Raw genomic sequence first — 15,185 nt, forward strand, 5'->3', positions numbered from 1 at the left:
CACGTGCCGAAGCTGAATCAGATCATCGCAGTGGAAAAGGGCGTCAAGTCCAAGTCCCTCCAGGAGCTCACCCAGGCTCACCACGACGTCCAGAAGCCCGCCCTGCTGGCCGGAATCTCCCGGACCTACCAGCCCAAGGACGAGGAGGGCGAGCAGCTGCCGCCCGAGTCCACCCGGGTGCAGGTCAAGGCCGAGGACGTGCTGCGGGCGACGGCGGGAACCCTGACGCGGCTGTTCGACGTAACGGCGACCAAGGACTGGGCCAACCGCACCGCGGCCGCCGACGTCGTCGTGGACGGGACGGTCCTGCTGGCTCAAGTGCCCGTGCCGTACCTGCTCTTCCTGGAGAAGCAGCTCACCGACATGCACACCTTCGTGCGGAAGCTGCCGGTACTGGACGCCTCCGAATCCTGGAACCTGGACCCGTCCACGGACTCTTGGAAGACGGACGCGGTGCGCACCATTCGCACCAAGAAGGTGCCGCGCAACCACGTGAAGGCCGAGGCCACCGAGAAGCACCCGGCCCAGGTCGAGGTGTACTACGAGGACGTGCCGGTCGGGTACTGGACGACCGTGAAGTTCTCCGGTGCGCTGCCCGCCCGGCGGGTCAACGAGCTGATCGACCGCGTGGAGAAGCTCCAGCAGGCCGTCAAGTTCGCCCGCGAGGAGGCCAACAGCGCCGAGGTCACCGACCAGCGGGTCGGCGACGCGGTGTTCGGCTACCTGTTCAGGTAGCCCACAGAACCCCTCCCGTATGTCTGCGGGAGGTGCGCGAGAGCGCAAGCTGAAACTGATGTTGAAGCTGAACGAGGGTGTCAGTTGGGGGTTCGAATCCCTCCCCCGGCATTGCGAGCCGGGGTGGCCCAAGCTGGTAGAGGCGGCCCTTCAATCTCAGATTATCGCTCCAGTCTCAGTATTCGCCGCCGAACACCGGATCGACCGAGCGTGGACGATCATCGATGGATAGGGGTTCAAGTCCCCTCTGCGCCTCTCCTCGTGGCGCGGTAGTTCAAAGGTAGAACACGTCGATCTAAGAATGATCCGCGACTCTTAAACGTGCCGGTGTGCGCAATTGGGTGGCACACAGGAGCCCGGGAGCTGGATATGCTCCCGGGCTCCGTCACGTTCCGGCCCGCGTTCCGGTCTGACCGTTCCGGTCAGACCGGAACGGTCAGACCGGAACGGACACGAACGTCCGGCCCGACTCGTTCTCCACCAGGATCGCCTTGACGTCCGCCGGGTCCACGGCCGCCGAACCGTCCAGCGCCGCGCCCTTGGCCTCGCCGTTCTCCTGGCTGCCCGTGACCCAGCCGGCGGCCGTGGTGCGCGTGCCGTTCTTGGAGACCACGACCAGCCGGCACCGCTCGCCCGGCGGTACGCCCGTGACCGCCGCGTGCACCCGCACCCACTTGGTGGCGGGCGTCATCTGTACGGTCATCCGCGCACCCGTGGCCTTGTCGGTCGCGGAGAGCACCTTGGTCCCGGCAGGCGGTGGGGAAGGGTTGGCCGTGGCCGTCGGGGACGGCGGCACGGGCAGCGCCTCGGTGTCCAAATCGCCCGTACCCAGCTGGGTACCGGCCCAGAACACGGCGGCCAGCGAAGCGGCGACCGCCAGTCCCGCGAGGCCCGCGCGCCGCCGCGAATCACCGGCCCGCTCCCCGCGCATCTGCCGCAGGGTGCGCTGGAGCAGCAGGTCACCGCCGTGCGGCGGTCCGTCGAGGAACGCCTCGTCGGGCACCTCGCCCAGAGCCGCCTCCATCTCGCGCAACGCGGCCACCTCCTCCCGGCACTGCCCGCATCCGCTCGTGTGTTCCTCGACCCGGCGGATCTCCTCGGGGTCCAGGACGCCGAGTACGTAGGGGCCGAGCAGTTCCTCCTCGTGCCTCTGCCGGTTCATGCCACCACCTCACGCAGTCCGGCGGGCTGCTGGGGCGGCCTGCCCGATCGCTTTCCTTCTCTGGAACCGATGTCCCTGAATCCGTCGCTCTTGAAGACGTCGCGCAGCGCCTTGAGGGCGTAGTGCGAACGAGATTTGACCGTACCCGCCGGGATGCCGAGGCTGTCGGCCGCCTCCGCGACGCTGAGCTGTCGGTAGTACAACTCCTTCAGGACGTCGCGGTGTTCCGGCGACAGCTGATCGAGGGCCCCCAGGACCGTCATGCTGTCCACCACGGAATCGGCGTGGTCCGCCTCCACCGGGGGAGCGGACGAGGCTCCCGAAACCTCCGGCGGCCGGGCGGCCTTGGCCCGGTAGCGGTCGGTGATGATGTTGCGGGCCACGGTGAGCAGCCAGCCGCGCACCGAGCCCTTTCCGTTGACCAGCACCTCGGAGTGGCGCCAGGCGCGGATCAGCGTTTCCTGTACGACGTCCTCGGCGGCGGCCCGATCTCCGGTCAGCCGGGTGGCGTACGCGAGCAGGGCGTGGCCGTGCTCCTCGTACACCGACTTGATCAGTGCCTCATCGGTCGAGCCCCGCCGAGTGCGGGGCCACAGTGGTCCGGCCATCTCACCCTCTCCGTCTTCCTCGCATATGTGGTGCGGTCGGAACACGCCACCGGGGCGGATTCGGTTCACGTGACCTGCGTCACTCAGGTCCGGCAGGCGCGGCCCTTGTTGAGGCAGTCCACGACCGCGGCCATCTGCCGGTCGGTCATCGCGTTCACGAACATCGCGTGATCGGTCTTCGGGCTGTGCCGCTGCTCGGGGAAGGAGTCGAGGGCCACGTTCAGCCCCGGCGGGATCTCGTAGGCGAGGGAGACGCGCAGTTCGGGCACCGGGAAGGTGTCCTTCGGGCAGACGCCGTTCGCAGCGGTGAAGAGCAAGTGCGAGCGGTGCGTGACGCCGACGGTGTCGAGGCCGTTCCAGCAGCTCGGGAAGACCAGGGTGCGGGTGACGCGCTCGCCCGCGGGACAGCGCGGGTATCGGGTGGTGGCCCGGTCCGGGGAGCCCGAACATCCCCAGCGGGCCCGGACGTCGGCCTCGGTGTCCGCCGTGTACGCGACGGCGTCACCGGTCATCGCGCGCAGGAAGCGCGGCATCGGCACCACCTTGCTCACCGGGTTGCCGCGGAACTCCACCAGGACCGAGGTCTCCGGCACGATCTCGCCGACGTTCCCGTGCCCCGCCGAATCCTCGTGCGGGCGCGTGCCCGGGCGGTCGGGGCGGCGCAGGACCGGCCAGTAGTACGTGGACCGGTCGCCGCCCGCACAGCTCGTGGCGGCCGCCTCCAGCGAGGCCTCCGTCGACAGCGCGTTGGTGGAGAGGTTGCCCACGTAGGCGTGCGTGTGATGGGCGCCGCCCAGCAGGCCGGGCGAGACCACGAGGTTGTCCTCGTTGTAGTGGCCCTGCTCGTTGCGGCCGCAATCCACCACCATCGATCCGGCCGATCCTTCGGACCCGGCGGCGGGAGCGGCTGCAGGGAGGCGCGGGACGTCGCCTATGTCCACGTAGTCGGACGCGACCGGCCGCCCGTCCGCCGCCCCGGCGTGCGGACCGGCCGCCCGCGACGCCCCCAGGACCGCTGCGATCAGTCCGCCGGCCAGGACCAGGCAGACGGCGAGAGTGAGCAGCCGGTGTTCGTTACCCATGCCGGTCACGGTTGCCGGTGGCGCCCCCGCCGTCAACTGGTCATCCGCATGACGGGCGCGGCGCCGTGATTCGTACGTTCCGTGGGCCGCTCGCCCGCCCGGGAAGGCGAGGCCGATGGTTCACTCGGACGGATAGCCTGCCTCCATGAACGAAGGCGAGAGGACCGTGGGCATGGTTGCGGAGTTAGCCGGTGAGGACTGGGGTGCCACGCGCTCCTGAGTGGAGAAGGGGTTGCCCGCGACGGAACGCATCGAGCAGGTGGTACGGCTGCGCGGAGGCTGGACCTCGCAGATGCGGCGGCTGGACCTCGGCGGCCCGGACGGACGGCGCTCGCTCGTCCTGCGGTCCTTCGTCACGCCCTTCTACGTCCGGCACGCGGAAGGCCTGCTGACGCGTGAAGCGGCGATCCTGCGCCTGCTCGGCGACACGGACGTGCCCGCGGCCACGCTGGTGGCGGTGGACGCGACGGCGCAGTACTGCGACCACCCCTCGCTCCTGATGTCCCTGCTGCCGGGAACCGTGCGCCTGGACGAACGGAACGCCACCGCGCGCGCCGAACTGCTGGCCCGCCAACTGGTGCGCATCCATCAGCTGCCGGTGGCCGCAGCCCAGCGGCCCCGTACGTATCAGGCCTGGGCCTCTCCCGAAGGGGTGAGCCCGCCCGCGGACACCCGGCGGCCCGAGCTCTGGCGGCGGGCGGTCGACGTCATCCGCCAGGATCCCCCGGAGTACCGGGGCCGCTTCCTGCACCGGGACTTCCATCCGGGGAACGTCCTCTTCACCGGCGCGGACGAGGACCTTCGGATCAGCGGCGTCGTGGACTGGGTGGAGACCTCCTGGGGGCCCGCCGACCTGGACGTGGCGCACTGCTCGACGGCCCTCGCCCTGCTGCACGGGGTCCCCGCGGGGATGGGCTTCGCGGACCGCTACGTCGCCGCGGGAGGAACCCTGACCGAGGACCACGCCGCCCACCTTTACTGGCGCCTCCTGGACGCGCTGGGCTTCGCTCCGGACGCGGAGAAGGTCGGCGTGCCCTGGCGTGAGCTGGGCCGGGTCGACCTGACGGCACGTGTCCTGACGCAGCGACTGGAGGATTACATCCACGCCCTCTTCGAGAGGTATGCCTGAATCGTCGCGTTGTCCCGGCCTGCCTTCGCCGATGCCGGCCGGGACGCGGCGAGCACTCAGTCGAGGGCGTCGGCCCGGAGGATCTCGGTGATGACGGCCTCCGCCTGCCCCGGGTTCTGCTCCAGCCAGGCGCCGAGGTGCTCCCGCACGGCCTCCCCGACACAGGCGCGTACGGGGCCGTTGCCCAGTTCTCCGCGTGCCGCGCCGACGAACTCGGGATGGTCCAGCTTGACCGACACGACCGCCGTCAGGCCTTGGCCGATGCGGTCGGCGCCGAGACCGGGGTCCGCCGCCGTCAACAGCCCCCGCGCCCGCGCGTACGCGTCGAGCGCGGCCGCCGCTCCGTCGCGCAGGCCCACCTCATGGGCGCCGCCGTAGGGAGTGGCCATGCTGTTGGCGAAGCTGCGGACCCGCTCCTCGCGGGAGCCGCACCACCCCAGGGCCACCTCCATCGTCCCCGCCATCCGCGGGTCCTCCCGCTCGAAGGCGACGACGTCCGTGCGCAGGTACGCCCCCGACCGCGCCCGGAGGGACGTGACGAAGTCCCGTACGCCGCCCAGGAAACGGAACCGCGCCGCCTGGGGACCACCCGGAGGGCGCTCATCGGTCAATGAGATGTCCAGGCCCCGGTTGAGGAAGGCCAGCTCCCTGAAGTACTCCGCCAGCACGGCGAACGAGCACTCCGTCGTCTCGAAGAGCGTGGCGTCGGGCCGGAAGGTGATGGTGGTCCCGCTTCCCGTCGCCGGACCCGCGGCGGTGGGCGGCGCGATGGCGACGCCGCACGCGTACTCCTGGACCCAGCGGACCCCCTCGCGCCGCACCTCGGCCGTCAGCCGGCTGGACAGGGCGTTGGTGACGGCGGGCCCCAAGCCGACGAGGGCCACGGTCACGGTGCGGCGGTCAACGGGCCTCGCCCCGGCCGACAGCTCGGTCAGCACGGCTTCGAGGCCGGGGCCGTCGGTGTCCTCGGCCGCCCCGAAGGGGATGCCCGGCCCGTCGTCGTCGACCCGCACGCCGCCGTCGGCCATCAGGGTCACTCCGACGGAGCTGGCGCGGCCGGCCACGGCCTCGTTCACCGCCCGTTCGGCGACCTCGAAGACCATCTGGTGCAGGCCGCGTTCGCCGGTCGAGCCGATGTACATCCCGGGCCGCTTGCGCACGGCTTCGGGCCACTCCAGCACCTTGATGTGGCTGGCGTCGTACTTGATCGCTTCGTCACTCACGAAGTCCCCCTCCGATGGTGTCCGGGTGATGCCACCAGGCTAGGTGAATCGGAGGAAAAGGCCAGGTCAGGGGCAGTGTGTCGAGCGTGTGGACGGGTGGGTGAGCGGCTGCCCGGAGCCGGGCCTCCCCGGGGTCGCGCACGACGGTGAAATCGCGGCCGCGGGCCCGCCGGGGCCGCGCACGACCCCGTTTCCGGCGCCCCCGAGGTCCCCGATTCCGGTGCGTGCCTCAGCCCGGTGTGAGGCACCGCGTCAGCGCGGCGAGTTCGGGCCAGCACGGCCCCGGGCCGATGCGGTCCTGATCGTCGGCGGCAAGCCGAAGGGCACGGGACCAGTCCGGGTGAGTGAGGAAGTAGTCCGTCGTCGTGAACTCCTCGCCACTGTTGTAGTGCGCGACGATGACGAAGCCGCCGCTCAGCGGCACGGAGAAGACCGGCCAGGCCGACTCGTCCCGGAGCCGCTCCCACATGTCCTGGGCATCCCAGGCGTCCACCCCGAAGGCACCCGCCGCGAACCCCTCGCAGAGCTCGGCCAGGTGAGCCGGCCAGAACCCCGGCTCGTCCAGGAGCGGATGACCGTTCACGACGGGGGACGAGGAATACGGGGGGAGCACCATCACCATGTCGCCATTGTGAGCCTTCGGCGCACCCCGGGACGCCGTGCGTACGATCGGCCGATGATCACTTCCGTCACGCTCGGGGCCGCCGCCACATCGACCGCTCCCGCTCTCCTTCTCAGGCCCTGGTGCGTGGAGGACGTCGCCGCACTGGTCGAGGCCTCCCCGGATCCCGGGCTGGAGAGCGAGGACGACGGACTGAGGTGGGTGCGGGCCCAGGAGCGGGGCTGGGCGGCAGGGGGCCGGTTCGGATTCGCCGTCCTGGAGGCGCCCCGGGGCGCGTTGCCGGCGCGGTTGGTGGGCAACGTCGTCCTCAAGGAGGTCGCGCCCGGCAAGGCCTCCGCCGAGGTCGGCTACTGGACGGCGGCGGAGGCACGGGGCCGGGGCGTGGCTCCGCGAGCCCTGGAAGCCCTCACCGCCTGGTCCTTGGAGGCCTTTCGGACCGACGGCCTCGAGCGCCTCGAACTCCTCCACCAGGTGGACAACCCCGCATCCTGCCGCGTCGCCGTCAAATGCGGCTACGCGTACGACAGGACGCTGGTGTCCGCGCCTCCCGCCTACCCCCTCGACGGCCATCTGCACGTGCGTCGCGCAGCCGCCTGAAGCGTCACCGGCGCGACGGCCCTCGGGGGTTGTCCGTGGGGCCGCTTGTCCAGCTGCGCGGCCACCGCGCACAGTGGGGCGTATGACATCAGAGCTGACACCCGCCGAGCTCCTGCACGCATTCGCCCGCACCCGCGCCTCGCTCGACGGCGCCGAGGTCACCTACTGGTGGACCGGGGACGTCCACTCCTGGGCCCCCGGCGAGCCCTACCGGCGCCTCTTCGGCTTCGAGGGGCTCAACGTCGCGCGCCTCGTGGCGGACGAGGAGCTCGGCGGCTACCAGCTCCTGTCCAGGGAGGCCGCGTTCTACCTCGACCCCGGGACCCGGGAGATCCTGGAGACCTGGCAGGACAAGCAGGTGATCCACGTCTGGAACGATCCGGCGAACCAGAAGTGGCGGCCCTTCCCGATCCCCCTGACGGAACTGGGCGACCAGGTCTGCTTCAGCCTGGAGATCCCGCTGGCCTACCCCTCGCCCCTGCCGGTCGCGCAGTACCCGGCCCACTCGGCCGACGACACCTACCGCGCCCTGGAGCTGTTCCAGTTCTTCGCGCGCGCGGCCACCCTGACCACCGACGCGGTGAGCGTCCCCGCCACCATGTCGTGGACCCGGATGTCCCCGTGGCTGCCCTGGATGGAACAGGGGCAGCGCCCCGGCGGCCTCACCTTCCACTGCCGCGGCCGCAAGCTGGACTCGTACGCGCAGGTCCCGGAGCGCACCCGCGCGTACGTCGCCGAGCACCACCCCGAATTCGCCCACGCGCCGGAGAAGTGGAGCGAGCCGAACGAGACCAGCTGGACGTACTTCCGCACGCTCTTCCCGCCGCGGTAGGGCCAGCTCCGGTTCCGTTCCCGGTCTCGGCCCCGATGGTGCGCGGCGATCGCGCGGACGACGAACATGCCTGGTCAGCGCCCCTACCGAGGGACCCCCGGCGGGATCGGCAGGGGGCGGACAAGGGTTTTCCCCGTATCGAGTTCATCCCCGTGTTGCCTACTGTCTGCCCACCGGCGATCTTCCCCTGACCCCAAGGCACACACGCCAACCCCACATGGCGTGAAGGCCGTACCGGTCGGGGGGAGAGCCGGGACCGCCGTTGCCCAGCCCCGCTGTTGCGGCTCGGGCGACGTGGCGCGCGGCGGAGCCGGGGCGAGCTCGACCAACTCGCTCCCGGTCCCGCGGCCGCCGGAACCTCCCACACTGCACTGACCGGCCGATCCGGCACGCCCGGAAACGGCCCTCGAAGGGGAACACGTGCACTCTTCCAGACGTCGGCTCATATCCGTGGTGGCCATGTCCGTCACCCTGCTCGCCGGCTCCGCGACAGCCTCCGTGGCCCTGGCCGCCGAGACCCCCGCAGCGGCCCCCGCCGCCACGGTCGCCCCCACCGCGCCCGTCGAGAACCTCATCGTCGGATACAAGTCCTCGGCCACCGAGGCCAGCTCGAACACGGCGGCGGCCGACGACGCCACCGCCAAGGGCAAGAAGGCCGGCAACAAGAAGGCGAAGTTCGACCGTCGCCTCGGCACCGGTGCCGCCCTCGTCAGCCTGGGTGGTGCGACCGCCCCGGCCGACGCGGCGGACGTGATGGCCCAGTTCCGCGCCGACCCGGACGTCGCCTACGTCGAGCCGGACACCCGCGCCTACGCCCAGGCCGTCACCCCGAACGACACCGAGTACGCCAAGCAGTGGGACCTCTTCGAGTCCACCGCCGGCATGAACGTCCCCGGTGCCTGGGACAAGACCACGGGCTCCGGCGTCACCGTCGCCGTGATCGACACCGGCTACGTCGCCCACTCGGACGTCGCGCCGAACATCGTCTCCGGCTACGACTTCATCTCGACCGCTTCCGAGGCCCGCGACGGCAACGGCCGTGACGCCAACCCGGCCGACGAGGGCGACTGGAACGCCACCGACGGCGAGTGCGGCACCGGCTCCAAGGCCAGCAACTCCTCCTGGCACGGCACCCACGTCGCGGGCACCATCGCCGCGGCCACCAACAACTCCAAGGGCGTCGCCGGCATCGCCTACGGCGCGAAGATCCAGCCCGTCCGCGTCCTCGGCAAGTGCGGCGGTGCCACCTCGGACATCGTCGACGCCATCACCTGGGCCTCCGGCGGATCCGTCGCGGGCGTCCCGGCCAACGCCACCCCCGCCAAGGTCATCAACATGAGCCTCGGCGGCCCGGGTGCCTGCGGCACCAGCTACCAGAACGCCATCAACGCGGCCGTCGCCCGCGGTACGACCGTCGTGGTCGCCGCCGGCAACAGCAACGCCAACGCGTCCGGCTACTCGCCCGCCAGCTGCAACAACGTGATCAACGTGGCGTCGACCAACCGTGCCGGAGAGCGCTCGTACTACTCCAACTACGGTTCGATCATCGACATCGCCGCCCCGGGCGGTGAGACGCGCCGCGCCACCGACACGCCCGGCACCGTCACCACCCCCCAGAACGCGATCCTCTCCACCCTGAACGGCGGGACCACCACCCCCGGTGCCGAGATCTACAAGCCCTACCAGGGCACCAGCATGGCCGCCCCGCACATCGCGGGCCTGGCCGCCCTGCTGAAGTCGGCGAACACCTCGCTGACCCCGGCCCAGATCGAGTCGGCGATCAAGACCAACGCCCGCCCGCTGCCCGGTACCTGCACCGGCGGCTGCGGCGCCGGCCTCGCCGACGCGGCCGCGACCGTCGCCGCCGTGACCTCGACCCCGCCCACCTCGGGCCGCGAGAACACCACGGACTACGCCATCGCGGACAACGCCACCGTGGAGAGCCCGATCACCGTCACCGGTGTGACCGGCAACGCCCCGGCGGCCCTCAAGGTCGGCGTGAACATCGTCCACAGCTACATCGGTGACCTCAAGGTCGACCTGGTCGCCCCGGACGGCAGCGTCTACAACCTGCACAACCGCTCCGGCGGCAGCACGGCCAACATCAACCAGGTCTACACCGTGAACGCCTCCTCCGAGGTCGCGAACGGCACCTGGAAGCTGCGGGTCAACGACAACGCCGGCGGCGACACCGGCAAGATCGACTCCTGGAACCTGACCTTCTGATCAGGAGCCAACTCGGCCTGACGGCCAGATAGTACGGACCAAAGCCAGCCCGCGGACCTGCTGATACACCTCGTATCGGCAGGTCCGACGGGTTTTCCCGGCACGCGGCTGATTTCTGCGTCACAATCCGTGTCCGCCCGCCACTCGACCTCGTATTGTCGCCTCTCACAGGAAGGGCGCCGGAGCTGGGGACCGAGAGGCTGGTGGCTGTGCGTGGTGGCGGCGACGGGGCACGCTGACACAAGTGTCGGACACGGAGAACTGATCAGGGCGGTCGACCGCGCGCTGGCCGCGCACGGCCGGGCGCTCCTGACCGGACCCGCCGGCGCGGGCAAGACCGAGGTCGTGCGCGCCGTCACGGCCGCGGCCGCATCGCGCCACGAGACCGTGCTGTGCCTCGCCCCCGAGGCCGCCGACCAATGGATACCCGAGGCGTCCGCCGCCGCCCTCCTCGCCTCCGTGCCCGGCGGCGCCCTGGAACAGCTCTCCGGCCCCCAGCGCACCGCCATCGCCCTCCTGCGCCGCGAGGCCGACGCACCCCGGGCCGGCCGCGACCACATAGCCCTGCGCCTCGCCGTGGTCGAAGTGCTGCGCACCCTCGCCGACCGCGACCCCGTCCTGCTCGTCCTCGACAACGCCCAGTGGCTCGACGCCGAGAGCACCGACCTGCTCCGCTTCGCCCTGCGCCTCACCCCGCCCCGCGTACGGGTCCTGGTCGCCGAATGCGTCCAGGGCGGAGTCCCGGTGGGCGAACCCCTCTGCGGCCCCGGCGTCCCCGCCATCCGGGTCCCCCCGCTGGGCGCCGACGAGGTCGCCGAACTCCTCCTCCGCCACGGCCTTCCGGCCCGCCTCGCCGGCCGGATCCACCAGGCCAGCGGAGGCAACCCGCGCCTCGCCCTCGCCCTCGGCCACTCCCTTGCCGAAGCCGCCGAGGCACGCGACAGCAGTGCCCACCACGCCGACGCCCTACCCGTCTCCGGACAGGCCCGCGAGGTGGCCCGCCGGCTGCTCGCCGGGGCCCCCGCCCAGGCCCGCCGCACCCTGCTGCTCGCCGCCCTCGCCACCCGCCCCACCATCTCCCTGCTGCGCCGCGCCGGCCGCCCCGACGCCGAGGCCGAGCTGGCCGAGGCGGAACGGGCCGCGCTGGTCAGGGTCGGCGAGGACGGCTCCGTGGAGTTCACCGCCGGCGCCCTGCCCACCGCCCTCGCCGCCGACGCCGGCTGGCCCGAACGCGCCGCCGGACACGCGGCCCTGGCCGCCGCCGTCGACGACCCCGTCCAAGCCGTACGCCACCGCGCGCTGGCCGTGGACACCCCCGACCCGTGGCTCGCCGCGGAGATCACCGAGGCCGCCGCGGCCTGCCGCCGCCGGGGACAGCGCGCCCTCGCCGCCGAACTGGGCCTGCTCGCCGCCGAACGCACGCCGTCCTCGCTCGCCGGCGAGGAACTGGCCCGCCTGGTCACGGCCGCCGAGGACGCCGGTTGGTCCGGCCGAGCCGACCTCGCCCGGCGCGCCACCGGAGCCGTTTTGGCCCGCGACGCCTCGCCCGCCGACCGGGTACGGGCCCGGCTCGCCGTGATCGACGCCGCCGGGCAGGCCCTGGGCGCCCTCGACGAGACCATCGCGTACGCCATGGACGAGGCCGCCGGTGACCCCTCGCTCCAGGCCGCCGTCCAGCTGCGGATCGCCTGGAAGCACAACCTCAGCGACGGCGACCCGGTCCGCTCCCGCGACGCGGCGGCTCGCGCCGGGGCGCTCGCCGCACTCGGCGGCGACCAGGTCGCCGAGGCCATGGCCCTGACGGTACGGGCCCGCATGGGCCGGATCCTCGGCGACCCGGGAGCCGAGGCGATCCTGGCCGAGGCCCTGGTCCTGCCCGCCCCCGAGGTGCCGCTCGGCATGCGCAACGCGCCCCAGTACCTCGCCGTCCGGCACGCCCTCTTCGACGACGGCCTCGACGACGCCCGCCGCCAACTGATGGTCCTGCTGCCCGCGGTCCAGCGCACCGGATCCGCCGAGGACGTCTTCGAGGTCCTGCGCAGCCTCACCGAGGTCGAACTGCGCAGCGGCCGGTGCGAGGCCGCCTCCGCCCACGCCCGCCGGGCGCTCGAGCTCACGATCGACGCGGGCCTCTCGCCCGGCCCCGCCTGGTACGTCGCCGCGATGGCCGAGGCCATGGGCGGCAGCTTCGCCCGGGCCGCCGGCTACGCCCGGCGCGGCATCCAGGCCTCGCAGGAGGAGCAGGACCAGGTCTTCCTCTCCCGCAGCCTGCACGCGCTCGGTCTCGTCGAACTCGCCACGGGAGAGGCGGCGAAGGCCGTCGCCACCCTGCGCCGGGTCGCCGAGCTGGAGGCCGCCCAGCAGGTGGTGGACCCCTCGATCCTGCGCTGGCACGGGGAGCTCGCCGAAGCCCTCATCGCCGCCGACGCACCCGAGGAGGCGGCCCGCCTGCTGGCCTCCGTCCGCACGGTCGCCGTCGGGCTCGGCCGGACCGGAGTGGTCGCGGCCCTCGACCGGGCCCGCGGGCTGTGCCTGTCCGCCCAGGGCGACGCCGACGGGGCCGTCCACCTGCTGGAGGCCACCGCCCAGCGCTTCGACGCCCTGCGGCTGCCGCTGGAACGCGGCCGTACGCTGCTCGCCCTCGCCCGGGTGGAGCGCCGCAGACGTCGGCGCGCACCGGCCCGCGCGGCGCTCCGGGCCGCGGCCGAGGTCTTCGACCGGGCCGGGGCCGCCCCCTGGACGGAGCTCGCCAGGGAACCGGCCCCGGGTGACGGCGCCGGTGTGCGGGTACCGGCGGCCGCGACCCTGACCGAGGCCGAGACCCGGCTCGCGCTGCTGGTCAGCCAGGGCGCCAGCAACCAGGAGGCCGCGGCGAAGCTGTTCCTCAGCGTCAAGACGGTGGAGGCCCGGCTGACCCGCATCTACCAGAAGCTCGACGTCCGCTCACGGGCCCAGCTGGCCACCGCGCTGCGCGCGCGGTGACCGCCACGGCACCGCTGCTCAGCAGCCGAGGTTGTTCCCGGGGGTCACCCCGAGCAGCTGCGTGAAGCTCTGGTACTTCGAGATGCGGCTCTGGACCTGGGCGGGGTTGCCGCCGTTGCACTCCAGGGCGCCGTTGATCGAGCGGATGGTCTCCCCGAAGCCCGCGCCGTTCACCATGGCGGCGTGCGCGGTCATGCTGCCCGGGCCGTTCTGGGTGTTCCAGTACCAGAGCGCCGTCTTCATGGCGACGGCCGGATCCTGCTCCACGAGGTACGGGTTGGCGAGCAGGTTGATGCCGAGGGCGTCACCGGCGGCCTTGTAGTTGAAGTTCCAACTGAGCTGGATGGGTCCGCGGCCGTAGTAGGCGGCCTGGCCGGCGGGACAGCCGTACGGCTGGCTCGCGTCGCAGTAGTGGGGGTAGTTGGCGGTGTTCTGCTCGACGATGTGCACGAGTCCGCCCGTCTCGTGGGACACGTTCGCGAGGAAGGCCGCTGCCTCGCGCCGCTTGGTGGTGTCGTCACCGGTCTTGGCGAACCCGGGGTAGGCGGACAGCGCCGCGACCAGGCCGTTGTAGGTGTAGAAGGGGTTCCGGTTCGGGAACATCTGGTTGAACTGGGCCTCGGAGACCACGAATCCGTTGGGGTTGCCCGGATCGGGGTCCTGGCCCCCGCCGCCGCAGGCGCCCTGGTCCGACCAGACGCCCCACTGGCCGGTGGTGCCGGGCGTTTCGCCCTGGGTCCACCACTTCGCCTGCCAGTTGTGGCCGCCGTAGGAGGCGTTCATGCCACCCGTGTACACGGCGGAGGAGGTCCAGGCGCCGGCGCAGGGGGCCGCGGCGACGGCGGGGGAGGAGGGGAGGGCGAGGGCGAGGCCGGCCGTGAGGGCCGAGGCGGCGGCGAGTGCGAGGGCGCGGAGGCGAAGCGCACGCATCACGTAACTGCTCCTTCAGTGGGGGGACTTGCCGTGGAGGGCAATGGTGCCCACTGAAGCGAAAATGGTCTGAACCTGTCAAGGTCTAGACCAAATGAAACGCGCCGGTGTCACGCGTGACGCGTGACACCGGCGCGGAATCGAACCGATCAGCTACCCGCGGAGAGGTTGCCGGAGAGGACCGGGATGTTGCTGGCGATGTGCGAGAGGGCCTCGTCACCCTTGGCCTGGGTGGAGTTCTCGGTGCACTGCTGGTTCTGCGGGCTGGCGAGGACGTTGACGTCCTGGACGCCGACATTGGCGAGGACCGCGAGCAGGGACTGGGCGTTGACCTTGGCCGGCAGGCCGACGCAGAGCTTGTTGAGCGAGCCCTGGATGGCGCCGAGCTGCGGGCTCATCTTGCCGTGGGTCTCCTGGTTGCCGTAGATCTGGGACGAACCGTTGCCGTTGACGGTGTTCACGCCGTTGTCGTTGCCGATCGCCATCGCCGGGGAGGCGACTGCGGCACCCGCGCCGAGCACGGCGGCGGTGGCGGCTGCGGTGGCCATGAACTTCTTGAGCATGTGGGGATCCTTCTGGTCGCACTGTCGCGTGTGATGGCTGCCCTCGGCGGGACGTGCTGATCAACTGTTGACGGTGCTCGGGGTTATCCCCACTCACCCGAGTGGCCCAATGCCGGATCGAGCCACCCCCGGCCGTGACGGCGGGGGCGGGCTCCTCGGGCTCGAGCGTCAGCCGGTCTTGCGGCGGACCTTCTTGTTCTTGCCGCCGGGGCCGCTGCTGGCGCCGTGGACCTTCGCCCGGCTCTGGTGGGACTGCTGGGACTGGGCGTTCGCAGCGTTGCGCTCCAGGGCCTCCCGGAACTTGCGCTTGGCTGCGTCGGCCGGGGACTCGTCCTGCGGGGTGTCGGTTTCGTCAGCCATGTTGTCCTCCTGGGGTGATCAAGCGGTTTCAGTCTGTCAGGTGGCGTCCGTGCTGACCAGCGAGTTCCTCGATGCCCCAAGGGGGGCTTGGGGAGGTCATAAGTTTTGATTATGGGGCTATAAAGAGACACCGG

General features: G+C 71.8%; 14 protein-coding genes. 6 read left to right on the top strand and 8 right to left on the bottom strand.

The genetic code is table 11. The features are described 5' to 3' along the window. Positions 1–3: 3 nt before the first annotated feature. Positions 4–735, top strand: a complete 732-nt coding sequence (locus OG207_RS39175) for a DUF7873 family protein (protein WP_329105728.1) — start codon at positions 4–6, stop codon at positions 733–735. 436 nt (positions 736–1,171) lie between these two features. Here OG207_RS39175 and OG207_RS39180 read toward each other — a convergent pair whose 3' ends face one another. The 3 genes from OG207_RS39180 to OG207_RS39190 form a co-directional block, all read right to left on the bottom strand. Then, the gene (locus OG207_RS39180) at positions 1,172–1,897 is read right to left on the bottom strand and encodes an anti-sigma factor (RefSeq protein WP_329105730.1); all 726 of its coding nucleotides are present in this window, start codon (positions 1,895–1,897) and stop codon (positions 1,172–1,174) included. Further along, positions 1,894–2,505 carry a sigma-70 family RNA polymerase sigma factor gene (locus tag OG207_RS39185; protein WP_030725819.1) on the bottom strand — a complete coding sequence of 204 codons (612 nt, stop codon included), beginning with the start codon at positions 2,503–2,505 and terminating at the stop codon, positions 1,894–1,896. The genes OG207_RS39180 and OG207_RS39185 overlap by 4 nt, the downstream gene beginning before the upstream one ends. Positions 2,506–2,588: 83 nt before the next feature. Further along, complete coding sequence (locus tag OG207_RS39190; RefSeq protein WP_329105732.1) at positions 2,589–3,587, bottom strand: DUF1996 domain-containing protein; 999 nt, start codon at positions 3,585–3,587, stop codon at positions 2,589–2,591. 220 nt (positions 3,588–3,807) lie between these two features. Here OG207_RS39190 and OG207_RS39195 point away from each other — a divergent pair, with 220 nt between their 5' ends. Beyond that, the gene (locus OG207_RS39195; RefSeq protein WP_329105733.1) at positions 3,808–4,716 is read left to right on the top strand and encodes a phosphotransferase family protein; all 909 of its coding nucleotides are present in this window, start codon (positions 3,808–3,810) and stop codon (positions 4,714–4,716) included. 56 nt (positions 4,717–4,772) lie between these two features. Here the strand turns inward: OG207_RS39195 and OG207_RS39200 are convergent, their stop codons facing one another. Further along, the gene (locus OG207_RS39200) at positions 4,773–5,939 is read right to left on the bottom strand and encodes an ATP-binding protein (protein ID WP_329105735.1); all 1,167 of its coding nucleotides are present in this window, start codon (positions 5,937–5,939) and stop codon (positions 4,773–4,775) included. A gap of 229 nt (positions 5,940–6,168) precedes the next feature. Further along, entirely contained in the window at positions 6,169–6,561 is a 393-nt protein-coding gene (locus tag OG207_RS39205; RefSeq protein ID WP_329105737.1) for a hypothetical protein, read from the bottom strand. A gap of 54 nt (positions 6,562–6,615) precedes the next feature. Here OG207_RS39205 and OG207_RS39210 point away from each other — a divergent pair, with 54 nt between their 5' ends. From OG207_RS39210 to OG207_RS39225, 4 genes are all read left to right on the top strand, one after another. After that, positions 6,616–7,158, top strand: coding sequence for a GNAT family N-acetyltransferase (locus OG207_RS39210; protein WP_329105739.1), 543 nt, complete (start codon positions 6,616–6,618; stop codon positions 7,156–7,158). A gap of 82 nt (positions 7,159–7,240) precedes the next feature. Then, positions 7,241–7,990 (top strand): DUF1838 family protein, encoded by a 750-nt coding sequence (locus tag OG207_RS39215; RefSeq protein ID WP_329105741.1) that lies wholly within the window; start codon positions 7,241–7,243, stop codon positions 7,988–7,990. A 459-nt stretch (positions 7,991–8,449) separates the two neighbouring features. Beyond that, complete coding sequence (locus tag OG207_RS39220; protein WP_329108202.1) at positions 8,450–10,216, top strand: S8 family peptidase; 1,767 nt, start codon at positions 8,450–8,452, stop codon at positions 10,214–10,216. A 213-nt stretch (positions 10,217–10,429) separates the two neighbouring features. Continuing rightward, the gene (locus OG207_RS39225; protein WP_329105742.1) at positions 10,430–13,198 is read left to right on the top strand and encodes a helix-turn-helix transcriptional regulator; all 2,769 of its coding nucleotides are present in this window, start codon (positions 10,430–10,432) and stop codon (positions 13,196–13,198) included. 18 nt (positions 13,199–13,216) lie between these two features. On the opposite strand, the gene OG207_RS39230 is transcribed toward OG207_RS39225, so the two are convergent. The 3 genes from OG207_RS39230 to OG207_RS39240 all read right to left on the bottom strand — a co-directional run bounded on the left by OG207_RS39230 (position 13,217) and on the right by OG207_RS39240 (position 15,051). Further along, positions 13,217–14,128 (bottom strand): glycoside hydrolase family 19 protein, encoded by a 912-nt coding sequence (locus tag OG207_RS39230; protein WP_329105744.1) that lies wholly within the window; start codon positions 14,126–14,128, stop codon positions 13,217–13,219. A gap of 149 nt (positions 14,129–14,277) precedes the next feature. Next, positions 14,278–14,691, bottom strand: coding sequence for a rodlin (locus OG207_RS39235; protein ID WP_329105747.1), 414 nt, complete (start codon positions 14,689–14,691; stop codon positions 14,278–14,280). Between the two features lie 168 nt (positions 14,692–14,859). Next, positions 14,860–15,051: a DUF5302 domain-containing protein gene (locus OG207_RS39240; protein WP_329105749.1), complete on the bottom strand. Its 192-nt coding sequence runs from the start codon at positions 15,049–15,051 to the stop codon at positions 14,860–14,862. Between the last annotated feature and the right edge of the window lie 134 nt (positions 15,052–15,185).

This window comes from Streptomyces sp. NBC_01439 (assembly GCF_036227605.1).
GTDB lineage: Bacteria > Actinomycetota > Actinomycetes > Streptomycetales > Streptomycetaceae > Streptomyces.